The organism is Ideonella flava, assembly GCF_051857595.1.
GTDB lineage: Bacteria > Pseudomonadota > Gammaproteobacteria > Burkholderiales > Burkholderiaceae_C > Ideonella.
Genome location: NZ_JBPZHD010000005.1, coordinates 222,519 through 242,329, shown reverse-complemented (window position 1 = coordinate 242,329; position 19,811 = coordinate 222,519). Strand labels below are relative to the sequence as shown.

Here is a 19,811-nt window from a genome sequence, read left to right as displayed (position 1 = left end):
TCATCGCCAGCCCGCGCTGCGCGCGGCGGTGATCCCGAAGGTCATCGCCATCGCGAGCCCGCCCGCATAGCCGATGCCGTAGGCGCCGCCTGCATCGGCGCCGGCGGCCAGCAGCCCCGGCACGACGCTGCCATCAGCGCGCAGCACGCGAGCGCCGGTGTCGATGCTCAGGCCGCCGAAGGTGAAGGTGATCGCCGGATGCACGATCAGCGCGTAGAAGGGCGGCTTGTCCAGCGGCTCGCAAGCCTCGGCGCGGGGCGGATCGAGCCGCTCCCAGCCATGGCGCGCGGCCTCGTTGAATTCGCGGATGGAGCGCAGCGCCTGCGCGCCGTCGAAGCCGTGCTCTGTGGCGAAGGCTGCCACCGCTTCGAGCGTCTCGGCGACGACCCCCTTGCCGTCGTGGTCCAGCGCGACAGCCATCCTGTCTTCGGGCACGGCGCTGGCCACGATGGGCTGCGTGGCGTACAGCCCATGCACTCGCGCGTCCCAGAAGCAGAGCGCGCGGGCGCCCGGCTGAGGCACGGTGAAGCAGGTGTTGGTGTGGTCTCCGAGCGTCTCATCGCAGAACCGCCGGCCTTGTTCGTTGAGCAGGAGCGTCCGGTCGCTGTGGTACTGGCTGAGCATCGTGTAGAGCCGCTCCTGCCCCCAGTCCGGCGACTCGCTCACGAGGTGGCCGTAGAAGCCGCGGTTGCTGCCCGCGACTTCGCCGCCAGCCGCCGCACCCAGGCGCAGCCCGTGGCCGTCGCTCACCGGCTGCGACCGCAAGAGGATGCCCTCGGCGTGGGGATGGATGTAGCGCGCGCGCATCTCGGCAGAGCCCTGGAAGCCGCCGGTGGCGAGGATCGTCGATCGCGCGCGCACCGACACCTTGCCATCGGGATGCGAGGTGCGCGCGCCGATCACCGAGCCTTCCTCGTCGCGCACCAGCTCCAAGGTATCGGTCCCCAGCACCACGTGGCCGCCCGCCTGTTCAACCAGCGCCTCGCAGCCCCGCAGGTGCTCGACGATGTCGATCTGGTAGCCGTAGCCGTGCAGCACGTTCATCTTCGGCGACACGGCGATCTCGCGTTGGCGCAGCCACGCCATCGCATCCGGGAACGTGGCGCAGATGACTGCCCCCAGTTCCGGATCTCCGCCGCCATACAGGGCCATCCTCTGCCGCGATGACGCGGTCCACAGCACCCCGCCGGACAGCGCGGCCGAGCCGCCCGTCGCTGCCGCCTTCTCGACCACGATCACCCTGGCCCCGTGCTCGGCCGCCCAGCCGGCGGCCGACAGGCCCGCCATGCCCGCGCCTATGACCAGCAGGTCGCATTCGATGATCTGCTCGTTGATCATGTCCGAGGGGCCTAACGCTGAAGGATGGTGACGCCGCTCACCCCCGGCGCGCCGTACACATGCGTGTAGCCCAGCCTCGCACGGCCTGGGACCTGGCGCGACGCCGCTTCGCCGCGCAACTGCGTGCAGACCTCGATCACCTGGCGCAAGCCGGAGGCGCCGATCGGCTCGCCGTTGGCCAGGCATCCACCGTCGGTGTTGACGGGCAGACGGCCGCCGATCTCGGTCTCGCCGTCGCGCAGCAGCCGCGCCTGCTCGCCGTGTTCGCAGAAGCCGTTCTCCGCCAGGTGGATGATTTCGCTGCCGGAGTCGGTGTCCTGGATCTGGATGACGTCGATGTCCCGGGGCCCCACACCGGCCTGCTCGAATGCCGCACGGGACGCGGTCACCGTGGGCGCGGGCGCCTGCTGTGCCGCCAGCGCAGGACTGAACACCTCGAACGACCCATGGTGGCGAGTTCGCACCACGGCTGCCTTCACCGTCACCGGCTTCTCGCACAAGCGCTTCGCCGCCGATGCACGGCACAGCACCAGCGCCGCGCCGCCTTCGGCCGGGCTGCAGAACATGTACTGCCGCAGGGGCAGGTTGACCGGCGCCGAATCGGCAATCTCCTCGTGCGACATCGCGCGCCGCCGCCAGGCCTTCGGGTTGAGCGCGCCATTGCGGTAGGCCCGCTCGGCCACATGCACCAGCGCGTCCTCGCCGATGCCGTGCTCGTGCAGGTAGCGACGGGTCTTGAGCGCGAAGAACTGGGTGGTCAGCATGAGGCCCGTCTCGCCGTACCAGTCGGGCAGGCCCCAATCGCGCGGGAGGGGATTGAAGGCGCCTCGCGGATGCTTGTCGAAGCCGACGGCAACGGCGATCTCCGCCATCCCCGCGCGGATGGCCGCGACCGCGCTCGCAATCGCGCTGCCGCCCGTGGCGCAGCCGTTCGCGACATTGATGAAGGGCAGCCCCGTGAGGCCCAGGTCATTGCACAGCGCGTCGGCGTTGCCGGCGTCGTGGCTGCCGCCGTACGCGACGTCGACCTGGTTCCACGAGACGCCGGCATCCTGCAAGGCGGCGCGCAAGGCACGAGCGCCCTGGGCGCGGCCCGACAGTTCGTCGTGGCGCCCGAAGGGGTGCAGGCCGATGCCGATGATGGCGACATCCTCAGACATGCTCGCGCTCCTTCACATGCTCACCCGAGGGCTCGAAGGCGAACGTGCTCACCCGTTCTCCGTTCTCGCAGAGCTTGTAGGGGACGATGGTCAGCGCCATGGGCATCCCGATGCGCAGCAAGGCCGGATCGGCCGACGTGAGCCGCGATTCCACCTTGATGCCGCTCGCCATCTCGACGTAGCCGACGCCGTAGGGCTGGAAGTTGTCGACGGTCTCGCCGCTGTCGTAGGGTGGCTTGGGGCAAAAGCCCTGGATGGTCCACGACCACAGCACCCCGCTGCTGCCGAGATCATGCGGCTGCAGCCGAGTGCCCAGGCAGCGGGTGCAGCTCGCGGCCGAGGGGAAATAGACCTCGCCGCAGTCGGCGCAGCGGCTGCCGATCAGGCTGGGGCGACCACCCTCCAGGCGGAGCAGGCTGGCACAGGCGAGAACGGGTCGATGCATGATCGTGTGGGCTCGTGGCTTGTGGCTCGTTACTGCGCGGTGACGCCGCCGTCGACGACGACCTCGCTGCCGGTCATGTAGCTCGCCTCGTCGCTGGCGAGGAAGAGGACAACGTCGGCGATCTCGCGCGGCTGGCCGAAGCGCGCCAGCGGGGTGTGCGACAGGAACTCCTTGGCGACTTCCGGCTTGGCATAGGCCGCTGCGGTGAGCGGCGTCTCCACGTGCCCCGGATGCACGGAATTGGCCCGCACGCCGTTGCGGGCGGCGGCGCATTCCAGCGCCGTCACCTTGGTGAAGTAACGCACGCCGGCCTTGGCGGCGGTGTACGCCCCGGAGGTGGGCCCGGCGACCATGCCCCGCATCGACGACATGTTGACGATGGCGCCACGCCCGCTCTCGGCGAGCAGGGGCAGCGCGTGCTTGGTGCCCAGGAACACGCTGTCGAGGTTGACGGCGAGGGTCGCGCGCCATTCGTCGAGCGTGGTCTCGGCGATCGATCGGAAGCGGCCGAAGCCTGCGTTGTTGACGAGGATGTCCAGGCGGCCGTACCGGCTGCGGACTTGCTCGATCGCGGCGACCCATTCGGATTCGCCGGTGACGTCGAAGGCCATCGCCAGATGCCGATCGCCGCTGGCCTGCAACTCGGACAGTGCCGCCGTGAGTCCCGCCGCGTTGCGGTCGGCGAGGATGACCGTCGCACCCTCTTGCGCGAAGCGCCGGGCGGTCTCCAGCCCGATGCCGGAGGCTGCACCGGTGATCAACGCCACCTTGTCGGACAGGCGGCCGCTCATTGGTGCACCCTCCCGCTGCGCGGGGTCCCTCCGAGAGGGACGTCGCGCCACCCTCGGAGCGGCCGTGCGGTGGCGCTCATCACAGTGGCCTTCCGGTGCGCAGGTCGGACTTCGACAGCTCGACCAGGTTGCGGAAATGCGGATTGCGGCGCGCGAGGATGGCCTCCGTCCGCTCTCGGATCGGCTCGTCGAACTTGTCGGTGGTCAGGAGGTAGAACTGCTGGTCCAGGACGGCGCGGCGGACCATCTCGGCCACCTCGTCGGGCGAGATGGCGTTGCCGTACAGCTGGTCGGCGATGGCCTGCAGCTCGGGTGTCTCCTCGGCCGCGCCGGCGGCAGGGCGCAGGTCGCTAGGGCGGTTGCGTTCCGATCGGTAGATGCCGGTGTTCACCAGCCCAGGGCAAAGCAGCGTCACGCCGATGGGCGCGCCGCGTTCCTGCAACGCTGCGTAGAGTGATTCCGTCGCACGAATGGCTGCCTGCTTCGCGAGACCGTAGGGCACCGAGCCGGAGCTGCCCACGAGACCGGCCACCGAGGCCGTGGTCACCACGTGTCCCTCGTCGCCCTGCGCCAGCATGCGGGGCACGAAGCTGCGGATGCCGTGGACCACGCCCATCAGGTTCACGCCCAGGGACCACGCCCAATCTTCGAGCGGATACTCCCAGATCGTTCGCTGGCGGCCCGACGGAACGATGCCCGCGTTGTTGCACAACAGGTGCACCGCACCGAACTGCTCGTAGGCGGTCTCGGCCAAGGCGTCGACCTCGGGCTGGTTGGCTACATCGGTGCGCACGGCGATCGCGGCATGGCCGGCCTCGCAGAGGTGTGCGCGGGTCGCTTCCGCGGCCGCCGCGTCGATGTCCGAGACGACGATCTTCATGCCCGAGCGGGCGAAACACCGCGCCATGGCGGCTCCGATGCCGCTGCCGGCACCGGTGATGACGGCCACGCGGCCGGCGAGGTTCTGCATGGAAAGGTCCTCGGTTCTGCCTGGTCACGGTGATGACGGGCCCCTGGAGCGCTTGCCCGATCGCCGGGCCCATGCAGAGCATCGTACCGACCGGTCGGTCGGGCGTCAAGCGGATGCGTTGCCTGCGGTAGCGCTGAGCGCAGACCAGCCGATCTCGACCAGCGGGCTGGCTGAGCACCACGGGCAGCTTCTGGGGCAAGCGAACCGAGCGCATCCCGAGCGCCAGATCGGGACGGCGGACCGTGACCTCGAAGAAGAACTTCGGGCTGGTGACGGTCGAGTTCAGCGTGGTCGCCGACGCAGGGGCGGAGCCCTACCGCGAGAGCGGTTCAGTCCTCAGCCTGCACTGAGTCACTCGCATTCGACGACCTGAACGACAGCGCAGGCCATCGCCGGCGTCGGAGGGGAAAAGCCTTCGAGATGGTCGAGACGGCGAGGTGGACAGGGGCGGTTGGACTGGCGCATGAACCAAGGCTGTAGCTCGAGCCGGTTCTGATGCGTGGCGGAGCACCAAGCGACGAGTCGCGCCGCGCCAGAAATCCACATGTCGTCTCTTAGTCGCCGAGAACGGCGAACGCTGGCAGCACGTCGTAGAGCGGCTCCCATTTGCTTGAATCGAGCTTGCGCAGGAAGTCTCCGTAGAGGTTCAGGGAGTTCCAGAACCAGGCAGATTGCGCGACACCCAGCGCCCGAGTGGAAATCCAGTATTTCTTGCCGGCAATCAGGGGGATGCCCTTCTCCAAAGTCACGGTCTGGATAAGAAGGCGGCCGCTACCGTCCCACCACGGGGACGGTACGCTGAATCGCTTCATCACCGCGCCCGGCATTCCGTCTTCATCCTTTCGAAGACTGACCTCCACTTCATGCTTGACCCACATGCTGAACAGAGGCAGCCGGATTTTCCTGAGCGTCGCGTTCTCTAACGGAGTGAACGGCGCGGCCACCGAATAGCGTTGGTGAAAGTCGGATTCAGGTGACGATATGAGATAACCCGCGAGGGCGTAGCGGTCGTGCGAGTCATCTTTGAAGTTGCTGTAGATAACCCTTAAAGCGAGGGACTCTTCCGGCCGAGCGGCCCAGACATCCACCCTGTCGGCCGGCAAAGGCGAGGAATCCAGGCTGGCGGCGGGTGTCGCGGCTTCCGCGGTCTGTGAACCTGCAATGCCCAGTGCGAGCAATGCAGCCAATGCGCTCACGGCCTTCATCCTGATCTCCTCCTCGTCATTGTTGGCGAAGGGCAGTGTAAACCTCGGAGTTCTCGTGAGCTGCGCGGCGAGCCCCAAGGGCATAGGCGCCGCCAACGGGTGCAGCGACCGCGGATGCTTGGCGAGACCAGCGCGAGACGACCCAAAGGCGCCTTCCTCGTTTCAGGGTCGTCGGGGCATGCGGGTAGGGAGAGAATCACTGTCTGACTGCCCCTGGTCGGCTGGACAGCCCGACCCCATCTACGGCTCGTGCCGTCAGACCGCTCATGACCGACGCTCAATACACCACCTTGCCGCAGTGGCCCAACGCCTATCCAGCCAGCGGCGCCAGCGCCACCCTGAAACTCTTCAATGAGGATTTCATCGTGACGGAGCTGCCGCTGCAGTTGCCCTCCGGTGAGGGCGAACACGTCTGGCTGGACATCGAAAAGAACGGCGCCAACACCGCCTTCGTCGCCCAGCAGCTGGCCGAGGCCGCTGGCGTGCAGGAAAAGGACGTGGGTTATGCCGGCCTCAAGGATCGCTACGCCATCACCCGTCAGTGGTTCAGCATCTATCTGCCGAAGGGCGAAACGCCCGACCTGACCCAGCTTCAGCACCCGGAGTTCAAGGTACTGAGTCAGAGCCGCCACGTGAAGAAGCTGCGCCCCGGTGATCTGCAGGGCAACAGATTCCGCATCGTGCTGCGTGACGTGACCGGCGACCGCAACGCCATTGAGGCCAATCTCAAGGCCGTTGCGTCGCATGGCGTGCCCAACTACTTCGGCGCTCAGCGGTTCGGCCACGACGGCGGCAACGTGGAGCAGGGCCGGTCCATGCTGGCGCGAGAAATCCGCGTGCGCAACCCGAAGAAGAAGGGCATCTACCTGTCGGCGGTGCGCTCCTTCGTCTTCAATGAAGTGCTGGCGCTGCGAATTCAGCAGGGACTTTGGGGCAAGACCCTGCCCGGTGACGTGATGGACGAGGCTGGCCGGCCCACCGGACCGCTCTGGGGACGGGGCCGCGTGATCGCCACCGATCAAGCGCAGGCCCTGGAGAACGGAGTGGCTGAACGTCACGCCACCTTGTGCGACGGCATGGAGCACGCCGGTCTGGATCAGGAGCGTCGCGCCCTGGTGGCGAGCCCGTTGGAAATGTCATGGGAATGGCCGCAAGCCCATCAACTGGTGCTCATGTTTTCTTTGCGCGCCGGGAACTACGCCACTTCCGTTCTGACCGAAATCCTCCGCACCACGGAGCCTGACCGGTACGCAGAGAACGAGTCTGCGGCTGTCGAATGACGGTATCCGCACCTCGGGTTGAAGGGGGCGGACCTTGTTCCTTGCGTGGCGTTTACTGTCTGCCCGCCTGCCAGGGGCCACCCCCCAGACCGGTGACGCATGCCGCCCCGCCCAGCCGCTTCGCTCAGCGGGCGCTCGTGATTTGCATCTCGATGCGGTCGACCCTGCCGTCGAAGTCGCGCAACAGCCTGATGCTGCGCCGGCCGTCCGGGCTCACCAGAAGATTGGAGTCTCGGGCCGTCCAGTACTCTGGAGCCGAGCTTTCCACCAGCACGCGCTGACCAACAACGTCGATGAGGACGGTACTGCCATCCTGCATGTCGTAGGCCCCCGACACTTCGCGTGCCAGCAATCGCGGACTCGACGCATGAGCTGCACTGGCGCCGAGCACCGAGGCGAGGAGAGACAACGTGAGAGCGGCGAAGCTCAGGGTCGAGCGAGAGATCGAGGAAGACATGTCGAGTTCCTTTCGGGTTGAGGGGTCCGCTCGTGGCGGGCAGTCAACCTAAGTGCAAACCCTATGCCAGGGAAAACCCTTGGTTACTCCCGGTTTCGGGACGTCCCCCGCACCATGTGTGTGATTCAGCGGCGCCGGTCGCACCAGTTCGCCGGCACCGCCCTGGAACTCGCACTGGCGAACAAGCGGCCGTGCGGCTGGATCCACTGCCCGTTGAGCGCCAACGTTTCACTGCGACGAAGTCGCGGGTGCGGTGGCCGTCCGTGAAGCAGACGACAGACTGCAAGATCGACTGCGCGCGAGGACGGTCCGGCGAGACCGTCTCGCGCTGCTCCGGTTCAGCCGAAGCTGAGAGACGGCTTCCGGACTAGAACTGCGGGACGGCCCGACCGGCCCGCATCGCGTCCCAGTTCGGGACGCGCGCCCGCATGCTGCGCTCGAAGGCGCGCCAGGTCGCAGCACGCCAGGCTGGCGAAACCTGGGTCACTGCGCGACCTTGCGCCGTGTACGAAGGCAGCCGGGCTTCGGCCGCCGCCACCTCAGCGGCTGCCGGCGCCGAAAGCGCACCGCCCGGCATCAGGCCCCTCCATGACCACTGCGCGTAGATGTCGTTGCGGTTGTCCTCGTCGGCCTTGGACTTGGCGAAGAACGGGATGAACAGCGGCCCGATGCTCGTCAAGCCCTGGTAGTCGCCCAGGAAGTAGCCGCCGGCGAATGGCGCCTCCGACAGGTCGAAGGGCCGCGCGACGCGGGCTTCGTGCCAGGTGTTGCCGAAGCGCGTGCGGGTCAGCCAGGCGTCGGTCCACAGCGTGTCCGGGTCGGGGGTGTTGCTGCGCAGATCGTAGTAACTCACACCCACCGTGCCGTCGTCGCGCACGTGCGGTGTGGGCGTGAAGGCCTGCACGGCGTGATTCCTGTTGATCTGCACCGGCTCGCTCCAGCTGAGGCCACCGTCGGTCGACCGGCTGAGCGCGATGCCGTCCATCGCCCCGTCCGAGAAGCGCGCGTCCTGCCAGGTCACGTAGATCGCGCCCTGGCGCGAGATGGTGAGCTGGGCGAGGATTGCGCCGTCGCGTATCGGCGTGCCCGTCTCCGGATCAAAGGCGCCGATGGCCAGCAGATCCGCGACCATGATCGGCGCAGACCAGGAGTCGCCCTTGTCCATCGAGCGGATCACCTGCAGCGTCGCCGCGCCCGTGACGAAGTCGATCTGGGTGAACAGATTGACCAGCACGCCGTTCGGAAGCACCTCGATGCGATTGCCGATCGTCTGCGCTTGCGTGCCAGGGTCGTAGATGATGCGGGCCGGTTCCCAGGTCTTGCCGTTGTCCACGCTGCGCGCGAGCAGCGTCGGACCAGCGCCCTCGTTCGGGATGCTGCTCAGCCGATCCCACACCGCGTAGACATAGCGCGAGTCCGTCGGATCGGCCGTGAGCGAATTCTTGTCGTTGAAGCGCTCCGCGGTGTCGGCCTGGAGCGTCGCGGGCAGGCTCCAGGTCAGACCGCCATCGAGCGAACGGCTGGCGAGCAAGGCCGTCACCGGCTCGTCGGCGGCCGCGTTGAAGCTCAGGCCGAGCACGCCCTGGTGCACCACGCCGTTGGGCGAGATGCTCACCCAGGGGTCTGAGCCGCGCTCGTAGTCGCCGCCGTTGGATGCATTGCCGCCGGCGCAGCGCGTGTAGGGCTGGAACACGCGGTGCCAGTGCACGCCGCCGTCCACAGAGAAGGCGGTGCCCAGCCCCTGCGCTCCGCCGTTGGACCAGCGATCCTGCTGCCACACACCGACCAGGTTCAATCGGTTGCGCGGGTTCACGGCCACGAAGGGCTCGACTTCGGCGTTGGTGTACAGGGTGCCGGTTTGGACCACTCCATTGCAATCCGGCAGGTAGGGAGAAGGGCCGGACGCGCGAAAAGTACCGGTGTCAGCATTGGCGGGACCGGTGCTGAATCCGATCATGGCCAGGGTCGCAGCCATGAGAGTTCGCTCAAGCATGAGAGGCTCCTTGACGTTGCATGGCGGGTTCGCCGGCGAGAGACGCTAGGCCTGTTACAGGCCCTATTGAAGACGCCGATTCTCAAAATTGTGTCCGTCAGTATCACCAGGGCCGCACTGGGTTTCGCTAAAGCTGAGCCCCGAAGAGAGACGCTGCGTGCTCCAGCGCCTTCTCCTGCCAGGGCCTGCCTCGCCAGGCCTCGAGCGTCATCAACCTGGACCGTCGGAAATCCTCTTCGAAGATCTCGACCTGCTGCCGCGCGAATGCTTCGCTCACGATGTTCAAGTTCGCTTCGTCGTTCAGCCGGAAGGAGCGATTGTCGAAATTGGTGGAGCCAACCGACACCAGCAGCCCATCGATGACCATCACCTTGCAGTGAAACATCGTGGGCTGGTATTCGGCGATCTGCACTCCGGCTTCGAGAAGTTCGCCCCAGCGAGCACGCGAAGCGCGGCGAACAACTTCGGTATCGATGTCCGGCCCGGGTGTGACGACCCTCACCTTCACGCCGCGCCTGGCTGCCGCCGCGAGTGCCTGCACCACGAGCTCATCCGGCACGAAGTACGAGTTGGCCAGGTGGATGCTGCGACTGGCGGCGGTGATCGCCAAGAGGTACATGAGATGCATGCTCTCGCTGCCGCCTGTCGGCGAACTGCTGAACATTTGCGCGGCTTGATCGCCGCGGCTCGCCAGCGCCGGAAAGTATTCCTCGCCATGCAGGACGCGCCCCGTGGCCTTGATCCAGTTGTCCATGAAGACGGACTGCATCTGCGCCACCACGGGACCTTCCACCCTGAAGTGGGTGTCGCGCCAATGGTCCTTGTCCTGGGCGTTCCCGCGCCACTTGTCCGCAATGCCGACGCCACCGGTGAACCCGATCTCGCCGTCGACCACCAGCACTTTGCGGTGCGTGCGATTGTTCATGCGCTGCAGGTTCGACCAGTGAGGTTCGTGGTATCTCTCGACCTCGATGCCGGCAGCTTTCATCTCCTCCAGATAACGCGCCTCCATCTTGGCGCTGCCCACCCAGTCGAGCAGCACATGGACCTTCACGCCTGAGCGAGCGCGATCAATGAGCGCGTCGGCGAATTCCCGCCCGATGGTCTCGGACCAATAGATGTAGGTCTCGAATGTGACGGAGCGTCGCGCCTGCTTGATCGCCCCCAGCATGGCGGCAAAGATCATGTCGCCATTGACAAGCACTTCGGTCTTGTTGCCTTGGAGGATCGGCGGACCCAGCAAGTTGCCCATGGCGCGCAGAAACTGCGGCTCATCCGTCGCGTACAGCCGCTCCAGGCGCTGCTCGACCTTCTTCTCGCCGGTAGCGAGATTGAGAACGACGAACACCGCGCACAAGGTCAGCAGGCTGCTTGCGACGGCGATCCACACCGGGCGCATCTTCATCGCCGCGGCGCCTGGCGGCCGTGTTCGGTCGAGGCGCGGCCCGCGGCGTTGCAGGGCAAGACGAACGCGCGGCCCGCATTGAACAGAGAGCCGAAGCGCAGTTCAGGGCGCAGACTGTCGAAATGTGTCTGGATGGCGTCCATGGCGGCTTTCCGTTCGGCTGCAACTCTTCGGCGCGCGCGGCGAGGCCGTAACGCCGCGGTCTGAGGCAAGGCAGGTTGCCCAGCAGGGAAGATGAGCAATCGGCAGGCCCGCCACTTTCGGCCGCGAAGCATGATGGCCCATCGGCCCTCGCCCCATCCCCCGCGTCTCTCGCAAGGTCCAGAACTGCCGGCGGTGTCCTCCGATCCGAATGGTCAGAATGAGACTTCCGCGATTCGTGCCATTCCAGTTGCTTGGAATGGCCCTCAACCCCCGGTTGCCAATCATGACCACTGTCGAATCCACAAAGGCCTCGTCCCAACACGTCTGGCTCGTCGGTCTGCTGCTGGTCGTCTCGATCGCGTTCTTCGTCGTCATCGCACCGTTCTACGGCGCCATGATGTGGGGCGCGATCCTTGCGTTGCTGTTTGCCCCGCTGCAGCGCCGGCTGTTGCGCATGCTGCGCGGGCGGTCCGGGTGGGCCGCGCTCGGGACGCTCACCGTGGTGACCCTGATCGTCATCCTGCCGCTGACCGCGATCAGCGTGTCGCTTGCACGGGAGGCGGCCCACTTCGCCGGGGGCGTTCAGTCGGGGCGTATCGATGTCACCGCGTATCTGAAGCACATGCTGGACGTGCTGCCGGCTCCCGCGATGCAGGTGCTCGACCACTTTGGCGTCGCCGACGCCGAGTCCATCCAGCGTCGCGTCTCGGAAGGCGTGGGCCGCGCGGGTCAGTTCGTCGGCAGCCAGGTTCTCAACATCGGGCAGAACACCCTGGACGTGGTGGTGGGCGTGTTCGTGGCCCTGTACATAGCCTTCTTCATGCTGCGCGACGGCCGCACGCTTTGGCGCCAGGTGTGGGCCGTGATCCCGCTGCAGGAGCACGACAAGCGCCAGCTTGCCGACACCTTCAGGACTGTCGTGCGAGCGACCGTCAAAGGCAACTTGCTCGTGGCCCTGGTGCAGGGCGTCCTGGGGGGGCTTGCCTTGTGGGTGATCGGCATTCCGGGTGCGCTTCTGTGGGGCGCCGTGATGTCCGCGCTGTCGCTGCTGCCCGCGGTGGGCGCGGCGCTCGTGTGGCTGCCGATTGCGCTGTACCTGCTCGCCACCGGATCGGTCTGGCAGGGAGCAGGTCTGACGCTGTTCGGCGTTTTCGTGATCGGACTTGTCGACAACCTGCTGCGCCCTGTGCTCGTGGGCCGAGACACCAAGTTGCCCGATTGGCTGGTACTGGTGTCGACGATCGGTGGCATCGCGCTGATGGGCCTCAACGGCTTCGTCGTGGGCCCGGTCGTCGCGGCGATGTTTGTCGCCGCGTGGAGCATCTTCGGCCGCCAGCACGAGGATTCGCAAGGGCCTTCCACGACGTCCCCTGCGCCGCGTCGCTCATACAGTGACGAGAAGGTTCCGCAACGCGACAGCTGATCGAGCTTGCCGCGGCGCAACCATGACCGAACACCGTTCAGGCCTTCACCTCGACCAGCTGTTCGAAGCCGCCAAAGATCATGCGCTTGCCGTCAAAGGGCATGGGGGGATTGCCGGGTGTGGAGGGGTCCATGCGTGGGTCTTGCACCATCTTCTTCATGGCGGCGTCGCGCGTGGCCTTGTCGGGCCATTCGACCCACGCGAAAGCCACCGTTTCTTCGGCCGTGGCCTGGACCGCGCGACGGAAATCGGTGACTTTGCCGTCGGGGACATCGTCGCCCCAACCCTCGATCACACGGATGGCGCCCAGCTCGATGAACAGTGGGTCGAAATGACGCGCGTGCTCGATGAACTTCTGCTTGTTGGCGGTGGGAACCGCGATCACGAAACCGTCGATGTAGGACATGCCTTGACTCCTGCGGGGTGGAACGGACGACGCACCCGCCTGAGGGCACGTCGTAGTCAACGACGAACGGAAGCAAGCCGATTCGACATTGTCTGCCCGAAGCGGGGGCGCGCGTTCTGCAGCGGCGCTGGCGCGGGCGGTCGCCTTGGCCCACCGATTCGCCAGGTCGCTGGCGTTGCCTATCCACGCGCTCATCCAGCAGCCCCGGGCCGAAGAGAAGCCGACCAGGTCGCCGCCGCTCGCCCGCGCATAGGCGTAGACGCCGTTGTCGAGCGCGGGTTGCCGCGTGGCCAGCGACTGGTACACGAAGACCGGCGCCAGCATGCCGGCGCTGGCGATCAGCCAGCTGACCAAGACGGCGCCGGAGCCGACGCCGCTGGGCCATGTTCTGCTTGCGCCGGCGCAGTCGCGCCGTACAGCAAGGCGGCCTGGCGACGCTGCAGGAAGTCGCCCCAGGCCGCCTGCCAGCGGGCGCGCGCCTGACGCGGCGGCAGGCCTTCGCGCAGCTGCTGCAGCGTGTCCGCCGAGCCCACCATGCCGAGCGTGCGCTCCGCATGGAAGATGTCCGGGCGCTGGCGATCCAGGGCCTGCAGCAGGGCGGCGCCGAGCAGCGTGGCATCGAAGGTGGCGGGGTCCGTGATGCGGATCGCCACGCCGTGGCAGCGGTCGCTGCCGTACGGCGTTCCGGGCAGGGGGACGAAGTCGATCGCGCTGAAGGCCACGCCCGGCAGGGCCTCGGCCTGCAGCGCTTGCGCCAGGCGCGGCCCATCCAACCAGGGCGCGCCCACCCACTCGAACGGGTGCTCCGTGCCGCGCCCCACGCTCACGGCGGCGCCCTCCACCCACGCGACGCCGGGGTACAGCAGCGCCGTGAGGGGCCGGCGCAGGTTGGGCGAAGGCGGTACCCAGTCCAACCCGGTCTGCGCGAAAGTCATCGAGCGTCGATAGCCCCGCATCGCTACGACTTCGAGGTCGACGCCGAGGCCTTCCTCGGCCTGCAGCTCGGCCGCCAGGTAGCGGGCCAGCTCACCGAGCGTCATGCCATGCTGGACGGGCAGGGTGGTGTAGGCGGTGAAGCTGCGTCGGGCGGGATCCAGCATCGGCCCGGCCACGCGGTCGGCTCCCGCGGGGTCGGGGCGGTCCAGCACCAGGACCTTCAGGTGTGCCTTGGCGGCGGCGCGCAGGCTTTCGCCCAGCGTGGCGAGGTAGGTGTAGAAGCGTGCGCCGGCGTCCTGCAGGTCGATCACCAGCACGTCCAGGCCGGCCAGCGCCTCGGGCGCCGGCCGCGTGGAGGCGCCGTAAAGGCTCACCACCGGCAGGCCGCTGAAGCCCTCCTGCCCGGAGGCCACCCGGCCCTCGGTGTCGGCGTTCAGCCCATGCTCGGGCGTGAAGACGCGCACCAGCTGCACGCCCGGCGCGTGGCGCAGGCGGTCCAGTGTGCGCCAGCCGTGGCGGTCGATGGCGGCGGCGTGCGTCACCAGCCCGACCTTCTTGCCGCGAAGCGCGGCGTAGCCTTGCTGGCGCAGCACGTCGATGCCCGTCCAGACCGTCGCCGTCCCGTCATCGGGGCCCGGTACGGGCCGGCCGGGCGGGGCGGCAGGGGCGTCGTCCACGGGATGCAGGCTCGCCACCAGGGCCAGCACCTGGCGCCGCAGGGGCCGCGCGTCGCCCCGGCCGTCGGGGTGCAGGCGGCTCGTCAGCAGCACGACGAAGCGGCGGTGCGTGAAGTCGATCCACAGCCCGGTGCCGGTGTAGCCGGTGTGGCCCACCGCGCCCAGCGGCACGAGCGACTCGCGCTCGGCCTGCAGCGGCGGCTGCAGCTGCCAGCCCAGGCCGTGCCAGGTGGTGGCGGAGCTCGCCCCTTGGGGCCGCTGGAGCTCGGCCAACGTGCCGCGGAACAACGGCGTCATGCCTCCATGCTGCAGGAGCGCCTGGGCGAAGCGGGCAAGGTCGTCCGCCGTGCCGAAGAGGCCGGCGTTCCCGGCCACGCCGCCGGCGGCGCGGGCGGTCGGATCGTGCACCGTGCCGCGCAGCCAGCCGCTGCCCGACGGCTCGGTCGGGGCGATGCGTGGCCGCAGCGATGCCGGCGGGCGGAATCCCGTGTCCCGCATGCCGAGCGGCCGGAACACCCGCGCCTCGCATTGCCGGTCGAGCGGCCGCCCGGCGATTCGTTGCACCAGCAGGCCGAGCGCCAGGAAGTTGAGATCGCTGTAGATCAGCCGGCTGCCCGGAGCCGCGGTCGGCCGCTCGGCGAGCAGCCGGGCCTGGACCTGGCCGGGGCCGTCTGCGGCTTGCAGCGACAGGCCGGGCCGCAGGCCCGAGCTGTGCGAGAGGAGTTGGCGCGCCGTGATCGCCGCCTTGCCGTCGGCGGCGAACGCGGGCCAGTAGCGGGCGACGGGCGCATCCAGGTCGAGCTGGTCTCGCTCGGCCAGTTGCAGCACGGCGGTGGTGGTGCAGACGACCTTGGTCAGCGAAGCGAGGTCGAACACCGTGTCGACGGTCATCGGTTCGGGCGACGGACCGGCACTGCGCAGGCCCCAGGCCTGTCGGAGCCAGACGTGGTCGGCGTCGCCGATGACGGCCACGGCGCCCGGCACCATGCCGGCAGCGATCTGGCCCCGGACGGCGGCATCCAGCGGCGCCCAGTCGAGCGGCTGCGCACAGGCCGCGCTCGACAGCGCAAGGCACAGGACAGCGCGAGTGCACTTCATGCCGCAGCAGGCGACCGGTGCATCAGAGGCCGGCTTCGCGCAGGCGCCGCAGCCAGCGCTCGGGCGCGTCCTCCGGTGGCGGTCCCCGGCGCGACTTACCGCGGCCGAGCAAGGCCCGGCGCGTCCATCGAATCCACAGCCTGCCCATGGGGTGTCTCCTCTTCTCTGCGTTCGACTGCGACATGCTCCCGCCGCCTGGTGAACCGGCGTGCAACGCTCTGCATCGCCGTGACGACGACATGTGAACCGCCTGTATCAGCGATGGCCGCGCCCCGGTCGTTGATCGTGGTCAACGCCTTCGCGTGGAGACGGCCTAAGGTGGCCGAGTCGTCTGACGAGCAGACCGCGATGAAGCCTTCGAGCGCAGCGATGACCTCGTCCCGCCACCGACCCACCCAGCTACCCAGGAGCCTGCCATGCACATCGCCGACATCTGCCAGCGCCACATCGTCACGGTCTCCGCCGTGGCCACGCTGCGCGAGGCGGCCAACCGGATGCGCGAGCACCACGTGGGCTCGCTCGTCGTCACCGTCGAGTCCGAAGGCCAGAGCCAGGTGGTGGGTGTGCTGACCGACCGCGACCTGGCCATCGAGGCCCTGGCGCGCGGCCTCGACGGGGGCGACCTGCGGGTAGGCCAGATCGCCAGCCGCCAACTCGTGGCGGTGCCTGAAACGGCGGGCATAGAGGAGGCCGTCGGCACCATGAAGCAAGCCGGCGTGCGACGCCTTCTCGTCACGGCCGCCAATGGCGAGCTTTCCGGCATCGTGGCGGCGGACGACCTGCTGGCCGCCCTGGCCGACCAGATGAGCGGACTCGCCGAGGCCCTGCGCAGCGGAGCGTCGCGAGAAGCCGCCGAGCGCCCGGCCATCTCGCCGGCTCGCCCGCGGCCGACCTTCCTGCCGCACGGCACGCCGGGCATGCAGCAACCGGTGGGCCTGGCCTGACCGCGCACGGCGGGCGTCTCACGGATCGGTGAGAGCCAGGCCGGAGCCGTTCAGGCCGCCGCCTGCGAAATCCCCGTCACGGGGCGAGCACGTAGGCGCCGGGCGCCGGGCCGAGGGCCGGATAGCCCCGCGCCGCAGCGCCCAGCGCTGGAGGCGCCACCGGCTTGCCGGAGCGTCGGGCCAGCCAGTCCGCCCAGGCGGGCCACCAGGAGCCCGGATGCTGCTCGGCCTGTGCGAGGTAGAGCTCCGGATCTAGATACTTGCCCTGGGATGGCCGGGTGAGTTGCCGATAGTGGCGCCCGGGGTGGCCCGGAGGGCTCACGACGCCGACGTTGTGGCCACCGCTGGTCAGGACGAAGGTGAGTTCGCATTCGGTCAGCAGCTGCAGCTTGTAGACCGAGCGCCATGGCGCGACGTGGTCGGTCTCGGTGCCGAGGCAGAAGATGGGCAGGTCCAGGTCGGCCAGGGCCACCGGCCGCCCGCCGACGCGAAAGCGCGCCCGGGCCAGGTCGTTGCGCAGGAACAGGCCGCGCAGGTACTCGGAATGCATGCGGTAGGGCATGCGGGTCGCGTCGGCGTTCCAGGCCATCAGGTCGGTGAAGGGCATGCGCTCGCCCATCAGGTAGTCGCGCACCGCCCTCGACCACACCAGGTCGTTGGAGCGCAGCAGCTGGAAGGCGCCGGCCATCTGGCCGCGGCTGAGGTAGCCACGGTCCAGCATCACGTCCTCCAGGAAGCTGACTTCGCTGTCGTCGACGAACAGGCCGATCTCGCCCGGCTCGCTGAAATCCGTCTGCGCCGCCAGCAACGACAGCGTGGCCAGCCGCGGGTCGTTGTCGCGTGCCATGGCGGCCGCGCCAATGGCCAGCAGGGTGCCGCCCAGGCAGTAGCCCACGGCATGCACCGGGCGCTTGGGGCAGATGGCACCGATCGCGTCCAGCGCGTCGAACACGCCCAGGCGAAGGTAGTCCTCGATGCCGTGGTCGCGGTCGGATTCGACCGGGTTCTTCCACGACAGGCAGAACACCGTGTGGCCCTGGTCCACCAGATACTTGACGAGCGAATCCTGCGCCTGCAGGTCCAGCACGTAGTACTTCATGATCCAGGCCGGCACGATGAGGATGGGCTCGGGCGCGACCTTGGGCGTGGCGGGCGCGTACTGGATCAGCTCGGCCAGCGAGTTGCGCATCACCACCTGGCCCGGCGTCATCGCGAGGTTCTCGCCGACCCGGAAGGCCTCGCTGCCGGCGGGAGGGCGGCCCGCCTGCTGGCGCTCGAAGTCATGCCACCAGTGCAATGCGCCCTGCACCAGGTTCGCGCCCAGCGTGGCGGTCGTGCGCCGGGCCACGACGGGGTTGGTGGCCACGAAGTTGGCGGGCGAGATCATGTCCAGCAGCTGGCGCGCGATGAACGTGACCACCTCTTCGTGGTGGCGCGACACCCCGCGCACGCCAGTGGTCGCGTTGTGCCACCACTGCTGCTGCAGCAGGAAGGTCTGCGAGATCACGTTGTAGGGCCAGGTGCGCCAGGCGGGGTCCGCGAAACGCCTGTCCTGCGGCAGGGGCTCGATGCAGCGGGGCGCGTCCGGCTCGTGGGCGTGCGCCAGGTACAGCGCGAGCCGTTGCGCCTTGCGCCAGGCCTTGTGGACCAGCTCCGCCTGCTTGGCCGGCGAAAGGGCCAGGTGCGAGAGCCAGTCCACGGCGGCCAGTTGCAGCGCGGCGGGCGAGACCCCGGCGGTCAGGTGGCCCAGCTGCGCATGCAGCCAGCGGTCGAAGCCTTCGCTGGCTTCGCCGGCCGGGCTGTCGGGGGGCAGGGCGGCGAGGTCCGACGGCAACGCGGCGACGGTGAGTTCTTGGGTCATGGCGATGGGGCGGGGCTTTTCAGGCCTGCCGCGGTGTAGCGGTTGTGGGCGTTCCACAGCATCCAGCCGTTGGTGCCGAGCGATTCGGATGCGTTGATCTGGGCGCGGATCTCGTCCGCATCGAACTCGCGATGGTCGAAGGCGTAGTCCCTGAAAGCCTGCAGCCAGGGGCGCAGCCGGGACGCCGGCACCCCCGTGCGCTGCAGGGCGCGCTGCAGCGAGCGGTGCACGATCTCGTAAGGGGCCGCGACCGGGTTGGCGAAGCCGGGGATGCCGAAGCTGAAGCCCGAGGGGTACAGCATCGGCGAGAGCACGTCCACATGGCCGATGATGGATTCGAGGTCCTGGCCGATGTGGGTGTCGTTCTCGTTCCAGCAGATGTAGCCGAAGACGTCGGCCGCAACCAGGACGTTGTAGGGCGCCAGCCGCCGGCCGGCCACGTCGAGGAAGGCAGCGATGGTGGCGACACGGGCGGCTTGCGTGTCCGGCTGCGAGAAGCGCAGGCCGGTGGCGTCGGGAAAGCGCAGGTAATCGAACTGCACCTCGTCGAAACCCAGGGCCGCGGCCTCCTGCGCCACGCCCAGCGCGAACTCCCAGGACTCGGCGCGGAAGGGGTCGATCCAGGCCAGCTCCTCGCGATCGTGCCAGACGGCGCCGGCCGCGTTGCGCACGGCCCATTCGGGATGAGCATCGGCCAGGCGATCGTCCTTGAATACCACGACTCGGGCGATGAGGTAGAGGCCGCGCTCGTGCAGGCGCTCGACCAGGGCGGCCATGTCCCGCACGGTGATGGGCGATTGGTCGCCGATCCCGGCGGCCGCGTAAGCCTCGCTCGGAAAGGGAACGATGCTGCGGTCGCCCTTCACGTCGATCACCAGGGCGTTGATCTCGGTGGACTCCGCCAGGGCCAGCGCACCGTTGCGCAGGCCGGCGTCGCCGATGCCGTAGGGCGACAGGTAGACGGCCTTGGGTTGGAAGGGCACGAGCGCCATCCTCAGCGGGCCGCCCTCCGCCGGCGCGGGCGCACTTTGCCGCCGGTAGCCTGCCGCGTTGGCAGACACCACGGCGTCGGCGCCGGGCAAGTGGAAGACGCCCTGGGCATCGGTGCGTGCCTGCGACAGGCCGGACACCACCTTGGCCTGCGCTATGGGCCGCCCGGTCGTTGCGTCCACCACGACGCCATCGAGGGCCCACGCGCCGCAGCAGGCGAAGACGCAGGCCAGGCTGGCACACGCCCGTTTGGCATGACGGAAGAGGCGGACGAGGAACTGGATCATC

General features: G+C 68.4%; 17 protein-coding genes. 3 read left to right on the top strand and 14 right to left on the bottom strand.

Annotation, left to right across the window (positions count from 1 at the left end; translation table 11 throughout):
- The 6 genes from ACS5PM_RS12605 to ACS5PM_RS12580 all read right to left on the bottom strand — a co-directional run bounded on the left by ACS5PM_RS12605 (position 1) and on the right by ACS5PM_RS12580 (position 5,909).
- On the bottom strand, positions 1 to 1,338 hold the full coding sequence (locus ACS5PM_RS12605) for an FAD-dependent oxidoreductase (RefSeq protein ID WP_439387981.1): 1,338 nt from the start codon (positions 1,336 to 1,338) through the stop codon (positions 1 to 3).
- Positions 1,339 to 1,349: 11 nt separating this feature from the next.
- Positions 1,350 to 2,498, bottom strand: a complete 1,149-nt coding sequence (locus tag ACS5PM_RS12600; RefSeq protein WP_439387980.1) for a thiolase family protein — start codon at positions 2,496 to 2,498, stop codon at positions 1,350 to 1,352.
- Complete coding sequence (locus ACS5PM_RS12595; protein WP_439387979.1) at positions 2,491 to 2,943, bottom strand: Zn-ribbon domain-containing OB-fold protein; 453 nt, start codon at positions 2,941 to 2,943, stop codon at positions 2,491 to 2,493. Before ACS5PM_RS12595 ends, ACS5PM_RS12600 begins: the two co-directional genes overlap by 8 nt.
- A gap of 29 nt (positions 2,944 to 2,972) precedes the next feature.
- The gene (locus ACS5PM_RS12590; protein WP_439387978.1) at positions 2,973 to 3,734 is read right to left on the bottom strand and encodes an SDR family NAD(P)-dependent oxidoreductase; all 762 of its coding nucleotides are present in this window, start codon (positions 3,732 to 3,734) and stop codon (positions 2,973 to 2,975) included.
- Positions 3,735 to 3,813: 79 nt separating this feature from the next.
- Entirely contained in the window at positions 3,814 to 4,704 is an 891-nt protein-coding gene (locus ACS5PM_RS12585) for an SDR family NAD(P)-dependent oxidoreductase (RefSeq protein ID WP_439387977.1), read from the bottom strand.
- Between the two features lie 554 nt (positions 4,705 to 5,258).
- A complete protein-coding gene (locus ACS5PM_RS12580) occupies positions 5,259 to 5,909 on the bottom strand; it encodes a hypothetical protein (protein ID WP_439387976.1) in 651 nt (216 codons plus the stop codon).
- 266 nt (positions 5,910 to 6,175) lie between these two features.
- Here ACS5PM_RS12580 and truD point away from each other — a divergent pair, with 266 nt between their 5' ends.
- Positions 6,176 to 7,189 (top strand): tRNA pseudouridine(13) synthase TruD, encoded by a 1,014-nt coding sequence (gene truD, locus ACS5PM_RS12575; RefSeq protein WP_439387975.1) that lies wholly within the window; start codon positions 6,176 to 6,178, stop codon positions 7,187 to 7,189.
- A gap of 124 nt (positions 7,190 to 7,313) precedes the next feature.
- On the opposite strand, the gene ACS5PM_RS12570 is transcribed toward truD, so the two are convergent.
- The 4 genes from ACS5PM_RS12570 to ACS5PM_RS12555 all read right to left on the bottom strand — a co-directional run bounded on the left by ACS5PM_RS12570 (position 7,314) and on the right by ACS5PM_RS12555 (position 11,187).
- The gene (locus ACS5PM_RS12570; RefSeq protein ID WP_439387974.1) at positions 7,314 to 7,646 is read right to left on the bottom strand and encodes a hypothetical protein; all 333 of its coding nucleotides are present in this window, start codon (positions 7,644 to 7,646) and stop codon (positions 7,314 to 7,316) included.
- Between the two features lie 367 nt (positions 7,647 to 8,013).
- Positions 8,014 to 9,639 (bottom strand): sialidase family protein, encoded by a 1,626-nt coding sequence (locus tag ACS5PM_RS12565; protein WP_439387973.1) that lies wholly within the window; start codon positions 9,637 to 9,639, stop codon positions 8,014 to 8,016.
- Between the two features lie 127 nt (positions 9,640 to 9,766).
- A complete protein-coding gene (gene cls / locus ACS5PM_RS12560) occupies positions 9,767 to 11,038 on the bottom strand; it encodes a cardiolipin synthase (RefSeq protein WP_439388207.1) in 1,272 nt (423 codons plus the stop codon).
- A 2-nt stretch (positions 11,039 to 11,040) separates the two neighbouring features.
- Positions 11,041 to 11,187 (bottom strand): hypothetical protein, encoded by a 147-nt coding sequence (locus ACS5PM_RS12555; protein ID WP_439387972.1) that lies wholly within the window; start codon positions 11,185 to 11,187, stop codon positions 11,041 to 11,043.
- Between the two features lie 284 nt (positions 11,188 to 11,471).
- Between ACS5PM_RS12555 and ACS5PM_RS12550 the strand changes: the two genes are divergently transcribed.
- A complete protein-coding gene (locus tag ACS5PM_RS12550) occupies positions 11,472 to 12,611 on the top strand; it encodes an AI-2E family transporter (protein WP_439387971.1) in 1,140 nt (379 codons plus the stop codon).
- Positions 12,612 to 12,648: 37 nt separating this feature from the next.
- Here ACS5PM_RS12550 and ACS5PM_RS12545 read toward each other — a convergent pair whose 3' ends face one another.
- On the bottom strand, positions 12,649 to 13,017 hold the full coding sequence (locus ACS5PM_RS12545) for a DUF1428 domain-containing protein (RefSeq protein ID WP_439388206.1): 369 nt from the start codon (positions 13,015 to 13,017) through the stop codon (positions 12,649 to 12,651).
- Positions 13,018 to 13,355: 338 nt separating this feature from the next.
- Positions 13,356 to 15,728, bottom strand: a complete 2,373-nt coding sequence (locus ACS5PM_RS12540; protein ID WP_439387970.1) for a serine hydrolase — start codon at positions 15,726 to 15,728, stop codon at positions 13,356 to 13,358.
- Between the two features lie 416 nt (positions 15,729 to 16,144).
- On the opposite strand from ACS5PM_RS12540, the gene ACS5PM_RS12535 reads away from it, so the two are divergent.
- Positions 16,145 to 16,672 (top strand): CBS domain-containing protein, encoded by a 528-nt coding sequence (locus tag ACS5PM_RS12535; RefSeq protein ID WP_439387969.1) that lies wholly within the window; start codon positions 16,145 to 16,147, stop codon positions 16,670 to 16,672.
- A 76-nt stretch (positions 16,673 to 16,748) separates the two neighbouring features.
- On the opposite strand, the gene ACS5PM_RS12530 is transcribed toward ACS5PM_RS12535, so the two are convergent.
- On the bottom strand, positions 16,749 to 18,533 hold the full coding sequence (locus tag ACS5PM_RS12530; RefSeq protein ID WP_439387968.1) for a PHA/PHB synthase family protein: 1,785 nt from the start codon (positions 18,531 to 18,533) through the stop codon (positions 16,749 to 16,751).
- A complete protein-coding gene (locus ACS5PM_RS12525) occupies positions 18,530 to 19,810 on the bottom strand; it encodes a putative glycoside hydrolase (RefSeq protein WP_439387967.1) in 1,281 nt (426 codons plus the stop codon). The genes ACS5PM_RS12530 and ACS5PM_RS12525 overlap by 4 nt, the downstream gene beginning before the upstream one ends.
- Between the last annotated feature and the right edge of the window lies 1 nt (position 19,811).